Raw genomic sequence first — 18467 nt, forward strand, 5'->3', positions numbered from 1 at the left:
GATCAAAGCCAATTTCCGATCGTAATGAATGGTGCCCAGTAAGCAGGATTATCATATTGGTCGTTAATATCTTCTATTTTTTTAGCCTGAATTAATTTTCGTTGAGCTGCACTCAACGCTTGTGCTTTACTCATTCCTGATTTGATGCCACTATAAAATTCAGTCATCAATTTTGACGTTGATGCATCTGAAACCGACCACAAAGTTGCTAAAGCGCTTCTTACTCCAGCTTGCACTGCGACACCAGCTAAACCAAGAGAAGCACGTTCATCTCCCAAAGCTGTTTGACAAGCAGTTAACGCAAGCAATTCTACTGCACGAGAACCGCCATTGATTTGACGGAGTGAAGCTTCTAACTCATTAATCGTGAGTTTGTAGCCGTTTCCAGTTACGATAAAAGTGTCTTCTGGAATTGTACCAAACTGAGCATGAGTCGCAATGTGAACAATTGGATAAACTGTTTTATTTAGTTCTCGATCTAACTTTTCTCGATTAAATTCTTCATTAATTAGCGGTTTATTGTCTGGAAATTGCTTCTTTAACGTATCAATTTCATATTGGACATTGGGTAATGCAGAGTATGTTGTTCCATCAACTTCTACTTGTTTAGTCAAACCCAAAATCAAGGCTCGCTTTTCTAGCTGATTTAGAGCTTTAGGTGCGGTTAATTTCAAACTAGGAGTGTTGGCAAGATCGTAATTCTCTACTAAAAATTTCTTTTGTTCCTTGTCATAGAGGGCTGCCATTGGAATAATACGTAAGATACCATCTTGAACGAAAACTAATGTTTTTATCTGTTCTTGTTTCAAATTATCTTTAAAAGGACGAATAAACCAATCATACAAATTTTGTGCATGAGTACTGTCGTATTGACCTGGATTTAAAATTCCTTCTTCAAGACCCTGACGAAATTTCTGAATTTCCGTTATTACATTTTCCCTGCTTTCTTTTATCCACTGAAGCTTTCTTTCTCCACTTGGTAAACTAAGTAGAATAGCTATGTTCTTGTCTAGAAAAATAGAACTAAAGACAGCAGTGCTCTTTCCTAAAAGTTCATCTACATTTTTGTCATTAGTGACTGTTAATATACAGTCGTTACCAAAGAAATTTTGTAATTCTGCCAGTTTTAAAGAATCAATGGTTTCAAGTGCATTCTTTAATTGTTCTTTGCGATTTTCAGTATTAGACGATGGTAATGAAGCTTCTTCTAGCCTTAATTGTGCTAACTCAAGATAAAGAGGCTTAATAACATCCTGAAAATCAAATTGTAAATCTCGTTCTGCTGAGAGAATGTCGCTGCGAATTTGTTCTAAAAGAGTGTATGCTCGTTGGTATGATGGTAATGCTTCTGACTCTTTGTCTTGTGCTTTCAAAATGCGTCCCCTTTGCCATTCCCACAAATACACACTATCTCTGGCTTGCATCTTTTGGTCTGCTGACCACAATGCTTTTTGAGTGAAGTCTAAAGCTTGTTTATATTCCTGACGACATTCATAGAAATGACCTAGCGATCCAAAGGCAAAAGACTGAGAACGAGAATCTTGCAACTTTTGCGAAGTTTCTACTGCATTTAGGAGCAGTGAGTTTGCTTGTGACTCTGGTAGTCTTCTCTTTGAAGAGCATGCAATTAATGACGATGATGCATCTTTTGAATTCTCAGGTAAATTAGCTAAATCTATTGCGGCATAGATTTTATTTCGAGATAATGGTAATTTGTCAAGCAGATTTAAAGCTGCTTGTATGTGAGTCTCAGATTGAGAGTTTTCCCGTGTCGATTTTGGAGACGCGGAGGTCAAATTTTTCTCATCTTGAAGATGGCGATCCAGTTGAATTAAATTTAGCAATACTTGCATTTGACCGACTTTATCGTCTTGCTGACGGGCAAGGCGCAGGCTAGATTGAAAGGAGTCCCATGCTTTTTTGTAATATGCGATCGCATTTTTCTGAAACTCATTAGCCTTGGAGATACCCAATTGCTTTGCAGAATCAGCACGAATTTTCTCCCGTTGTGCCTTATTTAAGTAAGCATTACCCAGACTATTTAAGACTTTTGACTTGTAAACTGGCTCTGTAATTTTCTCTGCTTGCTCTAAATGCTTAATAGCGTCGTCATACTTACCCCTCAGACGGTAAGCTTCTCCCAAACTTCCGAGTGCAGCAACTTCACCAAGCTTATCTGTTTGCTGGCGGGCTATTTGTAAAGCGCTTCCTGGCAAACAATTTGATTGTTCTTGCGGTTTTGTGTCAGATTTTGGTTGCTTCTCAGGTATACCACATAGTAATGCGATCGCTTTCCCTGGTTGTCCCAAATTACTATAAGTTTGTGCCTGTTCGGTCAGCATTCGCCCGTATTGTTGCAAGTTTCCAGAGTTGCGGTAGTACTTTGTCACCTGTTCCCAATAGCTCAGTGCTTCTTCACTATCTCCCAACTGCTGATAGGCTCTTGCCAAGTTTTCACTAACAATGGCTTCGTTGTTTTGATTTTTGCTTTGTTGGTAGAAATTTAAAGCTGTTTTCCAGGGTGCGATCGCACCTCGAAAGTCTGCTGCTTTGTATCGCTCAATACCTTGCTGCACGAGTTGGCTGGCATCGGGAGTTTGAGCGATTATGCTTTCAATTTGAGCAAAAGATAAGCAAAAGACGAGACTAACAAGAAAGAGTGTCCCTAGGACTTGATGTTGAGTAGACTTGCGATACGGGTTTAGCACAGGCTTACTCCAGCAGTAGATGACATATAAATTACCAGCTTTTTCTGTGTTTACAACTAATTAGCAAAATTTTTTGACAAAATACTGGTTGTTGCACGAGATTCGGAGAAGTCGGGGTTCTGAATCAACACGCAACTAAAGCTTAATCAAGTTTCAAAAGTTCTTACAAGAATAAGTCCTGCAGCAATAGTTGCAGAAAACAGCAATGTAAGATCGATTATGCAATTTCTCATTCTGAAGTTAGCAAATCTACAGGCAGAATATAGTGAATGATTTTTCAAAAATTTTTTCGATGATGCTCATCAAAGATTAAATTTTGTCTTTTCAAGCTAATTGCAGAGCTTTTGTATCTTCTTTGTAGAAATTAACATTCTTTACTAAGCACAAGCTTGCCATTTGGCAATTGGTATACCCCAGCTGGTTCGATAATTGGGTCGCCAATTTGCCAACGTCGTTCTTGTGTAGGTAATTTTGTTGACTCTACTTCACTAGATACTGGTTGCACATCTCCAGTGGAATAGGAAGGAAGTGAAGCATCACCGGGGCGTGTTGGTAAACCACCAGAACCGGTGATGAAGAAAGAACCGTGTTGTTGTTGATTTCTACGGGCTATGCAACTATTGGCGATAAGAGTATTGGTGTCGATGGCGTTTTGGGGAAGTTCGCCGAGGTTGTTTTGAATAGAACTATTGTCGGGGGAGTTAATATTGATAATGCCAGAAACACCATATCTTGAACTAGCAGTAATATCGCTTTCTTTTGTTTCCTGAGAACGAAATTCCGTGCCAAATATTCCTTGAGTGTTAATTTGAACTCTGCCACCGTTGCCTTCAAAGGCATTGGCTCTGATATCACTGTCTTCGTTGGGAATGGCAATGATAAATTTTGAGTTGATATTTACGTTACCACCATTGCCCTGTTCTCCGGCGGTTGCAGACACAAGGCTTCCACGACGTAGTAGCAGTAAATTTGCATTATTAATGAAAATGTTACCACCATCTTGGGATGTTGTTTCAGCGATGATTTTGGCGTTGTCTCTCAGTTCGGCTCTATTGGCATTAACATGAATCTCACCAGCAACACCACTACCTTGACTGTTGACAGAGATTTGGGCGCGATCGCTCACATTTAATTGCCTAGCATTTACTTGAATATTGCCACCGCGAGCGGAAGCTGTTGAGGTTGTGTTGGCAAATAGTCCGCTAGCTGCGCCTTGATTCTCAAATATTTTATCTTGCTGTGATGGTTGATAAGTTGGATCGATACCAGAGAGAATTATGCGATTGCTATTCAGGCGAATACTACCAGCTTGCCCTTGATTAGTTGCTGTTGTAATAATTTGTCCGCCTTGGGTGGCTTCAAAGCTATTAGAATTAATTGTTACATCACCACCTTGAAAACCAGAGGAGGTTTGAGCATTAACTACCGCACCGTTAGTAATTTGAAAAGTATCAGCGTTAACGCTAATTGAACCACCTTGTCCGTTTGCATTCCTTAAAGTTGCACTATACAGTCCACTCGAAAACTCACTTATATCATTCTTACCATTCAAAAATATGCGATTTCGAGCAGTAATATTAATATTTCCAGCTCTACCTTGTCCAAAGGTGGTAGTGCTAAGTAATGCTCCATTAGTAACAGCTAATGATTCTGTATTAACACGAATATTACCTCCATTGCCAGTACTATTATTTGCAACAATACTGAAAGCCGCACTGTTCAATCTACTATCTTCAAAGCTTCGGAAGCCGTCAAAGGATATGTTTTCACGAGCGTTGATAATAAGATCGCCAGCATCGCCTGTTCCAAAAGTACTAGCTTGAAGTTGACTGCCATTAGCGACAGATAGCGAACCAGTATCAATGCGAATTATTCCACCTTTGCCGTTACCAAAACGCCCAGGATTAGAAACATTGCCAACAATATTTGAGATAATTGCTCCTTTATCCAAGGATATGCGATCGCGAGTATTGATAAAAATATTGCCCGCATCTCCTTCGCCTTGAGTACTAGCTCTAAGTTGAGAATTCCCTGTAAGAGATAGGAATGCTGCATCAATATGAATATTTCCACCGTTACCTTTTCCACCGTTATTACTTGTAATCACCTGTGCCCCATTATCAACGGAAAGACGGCTTGTATTTATCTCAATATTCCCACCTTTACCTACTGCTGTTCGCTCTACACTAGTAAAGGCAGAACTAGGAATTTGTCCTGTTGAATTTATTCCATCAAACAAAACAAAATCACGAGCATTAATCAAAATATTTCCAGCATTACCTCTGTTTCTAGTACCTGTTTGAAGTTGAGCGCCATCAGTGACTGATAGCGAACCTGCTTGAATCTTAATATCACCGCCGTTGCCTTGCCCAGTTAATTCAACAGTACTCAAAACACTACTTAATAAGTTACCATTCTTACTGGTTCCAGCAAAAGACACTTCATCCTTGGCATGGATAGTTATATTGCCTGCGTCTCCCATACCCCATGTAGAGACTCTTAGTTGAGCGCCATTAGTCAGCGTAAGTGAGCCAGTCTCAATCGCAATGTCGCCACCTTTACCCAATCTTTGAGGATTGAAAATCTCGCTAAAAATACCGCTAGGAAATAACCCATTTGCACTTGCACCATTGGTCGTGACACGCTCGCGAGCAGTAATCCACACGTTACCTGCTTTTCCTTCTCCAAATGTACTAGCTTGAATTTGTCCCCCATTGAATAGAGATAAGGAACCTGAATTAACTTTGATATCACCTGCAATACCTGAGCCAATGGAGCGATTATAAAACCCACTGTTGGGATTGTAACGCCAGCTAATTTCGGGTATTATAGCTGCACGTTCAGAAAAAATGGGGTCGCTACCTGAAATAGTGACGCTAGCGTCACCATTAACAGTTATCTTACCTGCTTGTCCGCTCCCGTCAGTACTTGCCTGCAATTGTCCACCGCTAAGAGCTTCCAAAGAATTCGTATTGATGGTGATGTTACCCCCATTTCCGGTAGCGCTCGTGCGACTATCTAAAACTGCTCCTTCTAAAATACGGAAAGCGGAAGTATCAACAGTAATATTTCCTCCCGAATTTCCAGATTCAGTAAAAGTTAGAATTGCGCTAGGACGACCAGTAGTATTAGTGCTACCAGCGATATTCACAGCATCAGTAGCACGAATTTGAACATTACCCGCATTACCTTTGCCTTTGGTAACAGCAACTAGTTGCGCTCCATTTGTTAGAGAAAATATACTTGTGGCAATGCGAATATCTCCCCCTTGTCCGATGCCATTTTCCCCCACACTCGTAATGATGGCACTGTTGAAATTTTTTTCATCAGGGTCGCTACCATCTAGCAATACACGATCGCGTGCTTCAACAATCACATTGCCAGCCTTACCCGTTCCATAAGTTCCAGATGTTAACCTTCCTCCATTTGTTAAAGAAAGCGTACCAGTAGAGAGATTAATATCTCCCCCCTGTCCAGTGGCTCCTGTTTCCACGCTGCTAAAAATATTTGCCGTATCTACAAAAACAGAGTTAAGCGCATTAATCCTAACATTACCTGCACTACCCTTTCCAAGGGTAGCAGTAGTTAAAATTGCATCCTTAAGATTAAAAGAGCTAGTGAAGATGCTGATGTCTCCCCCTTTACCATCACCAGTTTCTTCTACAGTGCTAGAAATAATTGCTGAATCTACTGATAGAGTGTTCTGTGCATTAATAATGATATTCCCTGCATTACCTTTTCCCTGAGTGTCTGCATTTAGCTGCCCCACATTTAACAATAGGGAGTTTGTATAAATGCTAATATTGCCACCCGTACCAATGCCTGTTTCCTCTATTTGACTAAGCAAACGCCCCCCCTTACTTAAAGAAACGTTATTTCTAGCTTCAATCGTGATATTTCCTGCATCGCCGTTGCCATACGTAGTGGTAGAGAGTACTGCTCTATTAGTAACAGAGAGGTTCCCCGTTTTGATATTAATATTTCCACCCTTCCCAGCAGCTGGTCCCCATACACTATTGAAAACATTTGCATTATCAAAAGAAGCTCTATCTTGCGCTTCCAGCAAAATATTGCCTGCATCTCCAAAATTAAGGGTACTAGCATTGAGAGTTGCATCATCAGATAATTCTAAAATTTTAGTAGAGATGCGGATATCGCCTCCCTTTCCTCTGCCAGTTCGTTCCACACGGCTGGAAACACTAGTATCATCGCCCTTAAATGTTACGCGATCGCCTACCTCTATTATGATATTGCCCGCATTGCCGATACCAAACGTGCTAGAAGCCATTTGAGCACCATCAGAGAGTTCCAGGATATTGGTAGAGATACGAATATCACCTCCTTGACCCTCTGCTTGTCGGTTATTATTTCCTCCTAAACTGCTAAAAATAGCTGTATTGCTGAAGTTGGTTGCGCTATTACCTGTAAGAGAAATGCGATCGCGTGCCTCAATTACAATATTTCCTGCATTTCCAACACCAAGTGCAGGAGTTATTAATTGAGCGCCATCCGACATTTCCAAGGTATTAGTGGAAATGAGGATATCACCTCCCTCACCCCTACCAGTTGACCTGACACCACTATCAACAGTCGTGTTATCACCACTAAATACAACGCGATCGCGAGCATTTATGTTGATGTTCCCAGCATTTCCAACTCCAGAGGTTCTGCTTATCAAACTTGAATCGCCCAGTACGAACAACGAGGCAGATGTGATATTTATATTGCCGCCATTACCTGTTTCACCTGGACTAACATCGCTGCGAATAGAACTATCAGATTCAAGCCTAACAGTGCCTGAAACATTTATGGTAATATCTCCCGCTTGATTGTTTGCTAAACCGACATCACCAATAATTCCTGCAAAAATGTTGCTACCTGCCAAAATATCTAAATTTTGAGCGTTGATTGCTACATCTCCACCGCCACCAGCCGAAACATTAACGAGCGAATTGTTAACCAGAGAAACATTTGCTTTTTGCACTACTTCTGGAAATTGTAATTTTAATCCTTGGCTGGCAAAATCTAAGCCTATACTACCTGCATCTGCTAATCCGCCTAACTCTATTCGCCCACCCAACGCCGCTAAAATACCTCCATCTAAGCGAACATTGCCACCTGCAAGCAATAAACTCTCACCATCGCGAACTCTCAATAATCCTCGATTTTCTATTGTCCCATTCTGATTAATCTGATGAAAAAATAAAGCCGAAGGGTTTACCGTTAACACCCCTGGGGTCTGAGGGTTTATCGCACTAAAATTTCCTTGATTTCCAAATTGAACCCCATTAGCAGTTGTCGCTATCAACGAAGCACCGACATCTAGACGAGCGTTTTCTCCAAAAACAATACCATTGGGATTTATCAAAAATAGGTTGGCATTGGAACGCACAAGATTACTGCCAATGATTTGACGGGTTCCCAAAGTCCCTAAAATATTTGAGCGATTACTTCCTGTCACCCGCGCCAAAATATTCTGGATGCTAGGATCGAAAACAAAGAAGTAAGCGCCTCGATTTTCACCAATGTTAAATTCTTGAAAACTGTGAAATAAATTTTGTCCCCGTTGCGCTCCACCTGCAATTACCTCATTAGAAGTACCGTTAAAGTTGACTGTGACTCTAGATGCCTCTGAACCCAGTGTATTGTCCGGTACTATGTTACTTTGAGCAAAAGCTGGGTTGATGAGAGATGCAATTCCAACGGTCAACTTTGCCATCGCCACAACGCTTCTCCAAAAAACTGAGTGATGCAATGCTGCAAGATAACCACGATGAGATCGCCTCAATTTTTCACTCCAGACCCATTTTGTCACCTTTTCTTCTCCCACACTCACAATTTTTAGAGATAAATTAATAACTCAACTAATATTTAGAGTAGAGTTTTGTATAATCAAATATACTGAATTTTATGTCTTAAATTCTCACCCATTAGCTTTATCCAAAAAAACTTTCAGTGCGTTCTAGATAACTTTCTGGTGCAGTGCGGGACTCCTTACGGCTCATGTTAAAAATTATTGATAGCCCCTATCAACAGCCAAATTAGTGACATTCACGACTCATCACAAGTTGCCCGTTATCCAGATGGTAAACACCAGTTGCTTCGATGATTGGTTCGCCTTTTTGTCAACTAGAGAAAAAGAGGAGCACAATCAACTCGCACCATCCCCCAAGGTCAATTCACCAGATGGTATATCAACAACTAACCTACGATTTATGAGCCATTGACGACCCAGTAAAATTTCCGTTAAATCTTTACCAACATGAACGGGAATATCCAATTCTTGACCATCCAATTTAACTTTACCAATATAGATTTTAAATCTTACATCCCCACCTGCGGTTCGCATGATTTGTTGGTCAACATACTTCCAACTTAGTGCGTCTAAATCTTGTTTATCAATTGCCAACCAGCCGGAAAAACCTGTATCCAACATCGCATCAACTGATAATTCTAATCCATCCGATGCTATCAAATCAATTTCAAAAAGTAGCGCTTCCTCATCACCAAACTTCCCAGAGATCGTCATACTGTACCGCAAACTCCAGTCTCATTAATTCGGAAAGTATGGTGTATCTTACCAGGATGCTTTTCACGACACTGCTGCCAAGCTGCTGACAAATCTTTATCTACAAAATATTCTCCACTCTCTGGTTCGACGGTAACATACCAGTTGTAGTGAGTTTCAATTAATTCCGATTTAACCCTATCAAAAATCGGCTTGCAGCGCTGGTAGAGTTTTTCTCCATCAGCTTCCCAATCGGCTTCTTGTTCAGGAGTCCACTGGATTTCGGGAAATATTCTTCCCCTACGGACAACACGACTAGACTTGATTGGGCTCATACTTTCCATCTACAATATACTGTCAACTTAAATATTTATTATATCGTTAGTCTTATCAGAAGTACGCTCAACTTAGCTAGAAAATGAACTTATGTGCGCTGTATCGCCAGCCGCATTTTGTCTGATTTTCTTCATGACTAACGGCTCATGTTGAAAATTATCGATGGCTTCTATCAACAGCCAAATTAGTGACATTCACGACTCATCACGAGTCGCCCGTTATCCAGATGGTAAACACCAGTAGCTTCGATGATTGGATCGCCTTTTTGCCATAACGGAGGTTCTGAATTGCCTATTTTACTATTCTCAATACCATGCACTTCACCAGTAGGATATACAGACATATTTGCATCGCCTGGGCGATTTGGTAATCCACCAGAACCAACGATAGTAAATGACCCTTTCTTAAGCTGACTGCGAACGATACAACTATTTGCAATGAGTGCGTTAGTGTCGATGAGGTTTTGTGGTAACTCTGTGAGGCTGTTTTGGATCGACGTTGTATCTGGGAGTCGGATAATTCCAGAAACCCTACCAGTAGCATTGACATCCACACGTTGATTTCCATCTAAAGTACGGGGTTCTGTATCGCGGGGAGCAGGACGATAGTTTTCGCCGAAGAAGGCACGGGTATCAAGAGTAATATTACCGCCTTTTCCATCTCGAGCAAAAGCAAGAATGTCGCTGTCATCAAAGGCGATGATAGAGTTGGCGGTGACGCGAATATCGCCCCCATTGCCTGCACCACTAAATACAGAGGTAAAAATGTCACTGTCACCGAACAGACGAATATCTCGAGCGTTGATATCAACAGAGCCACCTGAAGAAAGTTGAGAAGAGGTAAAAATACTACCATTTCTGGCATTTAGACTCTCATTTACACGAATAGTAATATTGCCAGCTTGACCCTGATTGGAAGATACGGTTGATAAATATGCGCGATCGCGGATATTTAAGATTCGAGTTGTCAGTGTTACATCCCCTGCTTTTGCACTTGAATCAATACCTATAGTTTCGCTTCCTAAAGCGCTGGGTCGTCCGCTAGCAGAGACTCCTTCTATGTCTACTCTATCTGCAGTTACCTCAATGTTTCCACCGCGACCCCGCCCAAGGGTAGAAGCTGATACTTCTGCACCATTCTGAATTAGCAACACAGGAGTAGTCACTGTTAAGGAACCAGCCTCTCCTGTGGCTCTTTGTCCAGATTGAGTAAATAAGCCACTGGAAAACTCACCGATACTAGATGTACCAATAAGTTGTACTTGTTTAGAAGCATTGACAGTCAAATTTCCGCCTTTACCTGAGTCACGGGTACCAGCATCAACCCGTGCTCCATGCTTTAGGAATAATATAGGAGTGGTAATAGTTATGTTTCCTGCATCTCCTGTTCCCAGTGTTTCTGAAAATAAGCCACTAGGAGCCAGCTGATTTCCAACAGCAGAAGTACCAATAAGTTGCACCTCCCGATCGGCGTTGACAGTTAAATTGCCCCCTTTAGCTGCACCAAAGGTGCCAACTGATACCTGCGCCCCATCCTTCAGCAATAACACTGGAGTGTTAATCCTCAAATTTCCTGCTTGTCCTTTTTCTCTTGTTGCAGCAAACAAGCCGCTACCATACCGACCATCAGCAGATGTGCCAATCATTTCTATAGATTCAGAAGCATTAACAGTTAAATTTCCACCTTTGCCCGAGCCAGTAGTGTTAGCATTGACTTGTCCACCATCTCGAACAAGCAATACAGGAGTATTAATCGTCACATCTCCAGCATTTCCTGAGCTTAAAGCTCCAGTTACTATAGCACTAGGACTATCAGTAGAGGTACCAGTCACTTGAACTTCCTTGGAAGCGTTGACATTCAAATTTCCACCTTTGCCAGCACCATAGGTGCTACCATCAACTTTTGCTCCATGCTGAACCAGTAACACTGGTGTGGTTATTGTTAAGGAACCAGCCTCTCCTATTGCTGTTCCAGTAGTTCGAGTAAATAAGCCACTGGAAGACTCTCCATTAGCCGTAGCACCAATTAGCTGTACCTGTTTGGAGGTATTAACAGTTAAATTTCCACCTTTGCCTGAACCACGGGTACCAACATCAACCCGTGCTCCGTCTTGAACCAGCAGTACAGGAGTAGTAATTGTGATATCTCCTGCATTTCCCGTTCCTTGTGTTTCAGAAAATAATCCAGTGGTAAATTGACTATCTGTAGACTCACCAATCAGTTGAACTTTTTGAGAAGCGTTAACAATCAAATTTCCACCTTTACCCGCGCCGAAGGTACCAACTGAAATCTGTGCCCCATCTTTCAGCAATAACAGGGGAGTATTAATTCTCAAATCTCCTGCCTGTCCTGTTGCTCTTTTACTAGCTGAAGCGCCTAAAACAATAGCATTATCACTGGAGGTGCCACCTACAAGTTGGACTGATTCAGAGGCATTGACAGTTAAAACCCCTCCTTTACCGGAACCACTCGTACCAGTACCAACTCCAGCTCCACTCCGAACTAGCAATACAGGAGTAGTAATTGTTATATCTCCTGCATTTCCTGTTCCTAATGTTTCAGAATACAATCCACTAGGCAGACTATTATTAGACTCACCTATCAGTTGCACTTCCTTAGAAGCGTTAACGATTAAATTTCCCCCTTTGCCCGATCCAAAAACACCTACTGAAATTTGTGCTCCATCCCGAACAAGAAGAGTAGGAGTATTGATTATCATATCTCCCGCTTGTCCTGTTGCTGTTTCCGTAACTCGAACACGTAAACCACTGAGGAACCGACCGTCAGCAGATGACCTAGCGACTTGCACAGATTCAGAGGCATTGACAGTCAAACCGCCTCCTGTACCTGACCCCGTAGTATTTGCGCTTATAAATGAACCATTAGCAAGTACCACGTTTCTGCCTTGCATTTGAATACTGCCACCACTATTGCCATCGGCAAAAGCAACACTCTCTTGACCCAGACGAATATCCTGAAAGTTCTCAACACCCTCATAACCTAGAACATAACCACTGTTACTTGGTATCAGACTTACAAAACTACCACCACCAACTCCTCCTAGCTCAATTCGTCCATCCGGTGCTCTGAGAGTCCCTTCTTCTAGAACTATGTCTCCACCTACAAGCCCCAAAGTTCTCCCTGGAGAGACTTTCAAACCGGGTGCTATATTGAAAAAATCAGCAAAAATCGACAAAATACCATAACCTGATTCATTGACGATCGCTTTAGGACTTTCTCCAAATTGCAAACCAAGAGGAACACCTATAGACAGCAAGGGGGCATTTTGTGGTGCAGTTGCATTAAATTCCTTTCCATCTGCAAATTTTAGGCTACTGGCTGTACTTGCCAGAAATGAACCACCAATATTCAAACGAGCATTGTTACCAAAGATGATGCCGTTGGGATTGATTAGAAACAGGCTGGCGTTACCGTTTGCTGCAATTAAACCATCAATACTAGAGACAGACCCACCCGTGACTCGACTGAAGATATTTTGAATATCTAAAGCGTTGAAAAAGTAAGCAATGCTTCGTGTGGGAACAGAGAACTCACGAAAGCTGTGAAACAAGTTACTTCGAGCTTGGGTTCCGCCCCCAATAATTCTGATGTTGTCAATGCTAGTGACTTGAGAGTTATTAGGTAGGGTGTCATCGGCAATGATTTGGGCACTCGTGGGAATTTGTTGAAATGCGATCGCTCCTATACCCATCGTCAAGCCAATTATTTGTCTTACCCGGTAATGACAATCCTTTTTTCTTCCTAATAACTGACGCAGCAACATTGTACCTCACGTAGCTTTTCTATTTTTGCAGTCTCATAACCCAATCAATCATCAAAATATCACTATCTAGCTTTTTAGAGAATGCATAAAAGTGTAATTTTGAATTTTTACTTATCATTTTTGGGAGTCTCCCAATTTGGCTCATTATACTGAATCCGCGTCTTATACCCCCCTTTATAATTTAGTCCGCGAAGGCGGACTTTGTTTGGATAGACGCGATTTTAATCGCAAACGTGTTTTTTCCAAATTTGGATGCTCCCTCGTTTTTTGTAATACCAAATTTTCTGTTTAAAGATTAAAAAAATCTGCAACAACTTCATAGAACAGTAATTATCCCTGAAGTATACTCTTTTCTGTAAGATCTATTGCAGTTTTCTGCATACACCGTTAGAATATTTTGCATTTCAGCATACACAAAGAGTGAATGAATTGTTTCAGCGGTTTTTTTAAGCTATGAATAACAAGAACAGTTCATAGCTTGACCAATATATAGCAATCCTAAACATTTGTAAAAAATTGGAATGGCTAATAGCTAATGGCTAATAGCTAATGGCTTTTTGACTATTAGCAGCCTTCACTCTTATTTTTATATTTCATTTAGGACTGCTATAGCAGTTTTATCTGATTTATGTAACTGCAATAGACAAGACAGAAATGAGATAATTTATCCAAAAATTAGGATTGCTATAAAAGTCAATTAACTGTTTTTTCGCTTTTATTCATCAATTAACGCGAGGAATTCATTGTGAAAGCAATTAAAAATGAAAAGTATTTATTTCCTAATACTTCTCATGTTTTTCTTAAAAGTTTTTGCAGTGTCTATTGCTACATTTATATTTTCAATATCTTATGCTAATTATAATATAAAAATAAATCCTACAATAAAAGCTGCTAAAAATTCGTGTCAAATTTGGGTAAAAATGAACGAAAAAGACAAATTAACGTCGATAGAAGAAATTAAAATAGGAAATTATTTGTATAACTCACAATTGCAATCCAAAAGGGAGAAATTTCAAGATTTTTTTCAAAAAGAAAAATTGCAAATGGTGTAACTTACCGCGTAAAAGAGAGCAATAAGACAGCTAAATAATTGTTAATAACTTAAAAGTCTTATAGAATTGCCATAAAACGATCTCGACATCAATGCCTTTTTAGCTGATACGGAATACCGGAGGCGCGATAAGCGGAGCATAACCGAAGACAGCCGAATTGCTGCCAAACAAGAAACACAACAAGCTCAACAAGAAACACAACAAGCCAAACAAGCAGCACAACAAGCTCAACATGAGGCACAACAAGCCAAACAAGAAGCAGATGAAGCAAAAAAAAGAGCAGAAAAATTAGCAGAACGCTTGCGCCAATTGGGCATAGATTTAGATGAGGTGGAGTAACAATTCCTGTAGACGGAACACCTTTTCAGGACTGATTGATGGTAGTACTATCAAACAAAATCGAACAACCACCCGCACGGCATCATAAATAGAGAATGGAGATAGCAATATCATGAATGACTGGAATTTGCCTCGGTAAGGCGGATGCCGTTGCGGACAGGTGCGGTTTAAAATGAAATTACCAAGGTGAAAGATTTAGCTACAGCGTTGGAAAACCGACAACAACGGCATATAAATGTGCTACCGATCTTAGCAAAATCATACCATAAAAAGAAATACAATGCAAAATGCAGTTTTCTGCAATAGGACTTACACCACTGAGCAACGCTCCATGATAAATCGTGCATTCAAACTAGCATAAACAGTAAATGAATACCTCTGTCTATTTCTGTATTCTCTAAATTGAAGCAACAGTTAAGTACGGTGGGGTGAAGAAACATAACTTTAGAAAAATCGGTGGCTCATTACAAAGTTGCGAACAGCTCAGGAGGTGACACAACAGAAATAAATCTAGCACAAGTACAAAATTAAAGTCTTTAACATTCAGGAGTGTAAAAGTATTATGAATGCAATAGTACAGGCTTTTAAGCACGCACAAATCTTCAGACGTCAGGAGAACGATCGCGAACCTTCTGAGGTTGTTGTCCGAGATCCACGCATCATTGAACAGACTAACAGCATCAAGACTCAGAAAAAGCCAGAATCAACTTATGATGCGATCGCAACAAAAACACCTCTTACTACGCCCAACGACAGCCATCAAGAAAAGCCAGAACCACCTCTAGATGAGGCTCGTGAAGAGGTTCCAAATGAGCCACCTCCAAGTCTACCTAACGCATGGATCTACGACGGGCAAGTATACGATTTATCTGACTTCATCAAACGGCATCCCGGCGGTGAATTTTTCATCGGACGCATGAAAAATAGAGATATCACGATACTAGTTAATATTTTTCATCCCAATCCGCAGAAAGTTAAAAAAATCCTCAAGAAATATGCCTTGAATAGAGAAGCTGTACCCGAAGATGTTCATCCCAAATACGCGGCTCCAGAATTCTTATTTCATGAAGGGTTTGATGGCTGGAGAGATACTCCCAAGTTTGATTTCGACAGTCAAGAGCGACTTCTCGATCGGATTAAAACAAGACTAAACACGCCAGAAATGAAAAAGAAAATCGCCCACATGGACTTTATGTTTGACGCGATCGCTCTCATTTTAGGCATCATTTACATACTCGTGCAAGTACTACGACTGGGCTTCACACAGTATATGCCAATTTATTTGTTTGTTCCACTTATGGTGGCGCTAAGAATCTCACTAGCAGGTGCGGGTCACTATTTTATCCATCGACCACAAGTTGGGCTGAACAAAGCACTCGAGCAGGTTTTTGATATTAACTATGTTCCAATGGCTTTTGTAGTCACTGATGGTCACAGCTTAATGCATCATCCATGCACTCAGAGCGAAGTTGATATCAAGAGAAATGTATTCACCGCTATGTTGGAACTTCCTCGTTTTTATCGGGTTCCAGTTCACACCATACATAAATTGGCACACGTTCTCACTGGTATGCTCGTTCGAGCTTCTGAGATATGTATATTGGGGTTCAAGTTTGGTGTAAAGGACTTATACGGTTCTTGGCAAAGAAGTCTTCTCCATTATGTCGGTCTTATTGCCATGCGTATACTTCTTCTGGGCGAGTTAATTTTGTTTGCGATACATGGCGATATCGTGGCTTGGTTTGCCCAATTTATTCTCACCGTATGGATCAGCACTTTTATGATTGTCGCTAGTCATGATTTTGAAGAGATAGAAAAAGACGACGCTATTAAACAAGCAGAAGATTGGGCAGTATTCCAAATTCAAAACTCCTACGATTTGACTATGATTGGCAACAAGTATGTTGACTGCTTTCTATCAGCAGGTCTCAGCCCACATCGAGTACACCACGTACTTCCTTATCAAAAAAGTGGCTTTGCAAATATCATCAGTGAAGATATTGTTCGAGAAGAGGCAGCGAAATATAACGTTGTGTGGTCAAAACCAAAGAATTTCTTCCTCGATCGCCTTCCCATCTTGCTAAGACATTACTTGTTTCATTCATCAAGAATGGCAAAAGAAAACAACTTTACACTCTTAAAAGAGCACTTTCATCCACAAGCATTACTGAGATCGATGAAATATGTTCTCGAAGGTATTGTTGGTATCGGTTCGATCTGAAGAGAAAAAAGTATTACAGATTCTGCGATTTGTCAGCCAAATAACGCAAGTATAAGTCAGGAGAAAGACTGCATGAATACCAAGACTACCCTAAAACAGCAAAACCAAACAGGTCATTATCCTTTGATGCAGCCGATTCAAACTCAAGCAACACAGGGTCTTGAACGGCTTAATATCAATACCTCCAAGCAATTTTTGCCCACCATAGAGAGTATAGCAACTGGTACTCCTAACAACGTCATTCGACAATCTGATGCTGCTAATTTTGTTGCTAACCTTCCAAAGTTGGCACAAAATCAATTTCGGATTGCTAAGCTTTATAATAATACTCGAATCGATACAAGACAGCTAGCTATTAACTTGATGTCTGAAGAAGCGATCGCCCTTCTTGGGAGCGGTAATAGCATTCAGTCTCGCATGCAGATGTACATGGAGTATGGTGTTCCTCTAGCTGAGCGAGTTGCAAGAAAAGCATTAGAATCGGCGGCTTCAAGTCTAGAGAGTAGCGATCCTTTGCGATCGGAGCCGACAATTGAAGATTCTATCGGTCTTATTGTGTTTGTATCGAGTACGGGTTTCGTTGCACCAGGAGTCGATACAGAATTGATTAAGAGGCTTGGACTCAGACGAGACACAGCAAGAGTTACAGTGAATTTTATGGGTTGTGCAGCTGCAATGAATGGACTGCGTGTTGCTTGCGATCGCGTGCGAGCTTACCCAACGCACAAAGCCCTTTTAGTCTGTCTTGAACTTAGCTCCATCAATGCAGTGTTTGAAGATGATATCAATGATGTGATTATTCATAGCATTTTTAGTGATGGATGTGCTGCGGTGGTGATTGGAGCTTGTGAAACAGAACAAGCGATCGGTAAAGGTAAAGTGGTGATTAAAGATCACCTAAGTTATCTTGTTGAAAATACTGAAGACGGTATTGTTCTTGGTATACGGGATAATGGGATTACTTGTCAGCTTTCGCGTCAGTTACCCGATTATATTAAGACTGGTGTGAATTCAGTTATCGAACGTTTTCTCGCAAGCCATTCGCTGAATAAAGAAAATATCGATCTGTGGGCTATTCACCCTGGCGGTACGCGCATTATTGAGAACGCACAGCATTCTCTTGGGTTGAGCGATAATCAAGTTGCTGATAGTTGGGAGATACTCCGTCAGTATGGCAATATGTTGAGTCCCTCGGTATTATTTGTTATGGAACGAATGTTACTCAGATGTCAGGATTTTCTTAGTATCGAGCGAGAATCAGTGGCGTTGGAAAATCCAAATCTTGATGGGAAAAATTCAACAGAAACAATGAAAGCGTTAACTGGAATTGCCTTTTCGTTTGCACCGGGAATTGGAGTAGAAGGTATTCTGTTTCAGAAGGTTTAGATGAACTAGCTAGAAAATGGAGACTGGTGATTGGGGATTGGGAACTGGGAAAGAAACATTTTCCTGTTTGATTGTGGAATTTTTCCGGGAATGATTGTTTTGATATTAGCAGCAAGTACTCATGTAAATATGC

General features: G+C 40.8%; 9 protein-coding genes. 3 read left to right on the forward strand and 6 right to left on the reverse strand.

The window, feature by feature from the left end; all coding sequences use genetic code 11:
- Positions 1–2: 2 nt before the first annotated feature.
- The 6 genes from HC643_RS30480 to HC643_RS30500 all read right to left on the reverse strand — a co-directional run bounded on the left by HC643_RS30480 (position 3) and on the right by HC643_RS30500 (position 13336).
- On the reverse strand, positions 3–2708 hold the full coding sequence (locus HC643_RS30480; protein WP_167844780.1) for a CHAT domain-containing protein: 2706 nt from the start codon (positions 2706–2708) through the stop codon (positions 3–5).
- A gap of 364 nt (positions 2709–3072) precedes the next feature.
- Positions 3073–8523 carry a beta strand repeat-containing protein gene (locus HC643_RS30485; RefSeq protein ID WP_050046682.1) on the reverse strand — a complete coding sequence of 1817 codons (5451 nt, stop codon included), beginning with the start codon at positions 8521–8523 and terminating at the stop codon, positions 3073–3075.
- A 336-nt stretch (positions 8524–8859) separates the two neighbouring features.
- Positions 8860–9237 (reverse strand): aspartyl protease, encoded by a 378-nt coding sequence (locus HC643_RS30490; RefSeq protein WP_038082080.1) that lies wholly within the window; start codon positions 9235–9237, stop codon positions 8860–8862.
- Positions 9234–9551, reverse strand: a complete 318-nt coding sequence (locus HC643_RS30495) for a hypothetical protein (protein ID WP_038082287.1) — start codon at positions 9549–9551, stop codon at positions 9234–9236. The genes HC643_RS30490 and HC643_RS30495 overlap by 4 nt, the downstream gene beginning before the upstream one ends.
- 72 nt (positions 9552–9623) lie before the next feature.
- Positions 9624–9746: a hypothetical protein gene (locus tag HC643_RS42230; RefSeq protein WP_272899948.1), complete on the reverse strand. Its 123-nt coding sequence runs from the start codon at positions 9744–9746 to the stop codon at positions 9624–9626.
- The gene (locus tag HC643_RS30500) at positions 9737–13336 is read right to left on the reverse strand and encodes a two-partner secretion domain-containing protein (protein ID WP_050046681.1); all 3600 of its coding nucleotides are present in this window, start codon (positions 13334–13336) and stop codon (positions 9737–9739) included. The genes HC643_RS42230 and HC643_RS30500 overlap by 10 nt, the downstream gene beginning before the upstream one ends.
- Positions 13337–14097: 761 nt before the next feature.
- On the opposite strand from HC643_RS30500, the gene HC643_RS30505 reads away from it, so the two are divergent.
- The 3 genes from HC643_RS30505 to HC643_RS30515 all read left to right on the forward strand — a co-directional run bounded on the left by HC643_RS30505 (position 14098) and on the right by HC643_RS30515 (position 18334).
- Entirely contained in the window at positions 14098–14388 is a 291-nt protein-coding gene (locus tag HC643_RS30505; RefSeq protein ID WP_167844781.1) for a hypothetical protein, read from the forward strand.
- Between the two features lie 901 nt (positions 14389–15289).
- On the forward strand, positions 15290–16948 hold the full coding sequence (locus HC643_RS30510; protein ID WP_050046680.1) for a cytochrome b5-like heme/steroid binding domain-containing protein: 1659 nt from the start codon (positions 15290–15292) through the stop codon (positions 16946–16948).
- Between the two features lie 72 nt (positions 16949–17020).
- Positions 17021–18334, forward strand: coding sequence for a type III polyketide synthase (locus HC643_RS30515; RefSeq protein WP_038082087.1), 1314 nt, complete (start codon positions 17021–17023; stop codon positions 18332–18334).
- Positions 18335–18467 lie beyond the last annotated feature (133 nt).

Source organism: Tolypothrix bouteillei VB521301 (genome assembly GCF_000760695.4).
GTDB lineage: Bacteria > Cyanobacteriota > Cyanobacteriia > Cyanobacteriales > Nostocaceae > Scytonema > Scytonema bouteillei_A.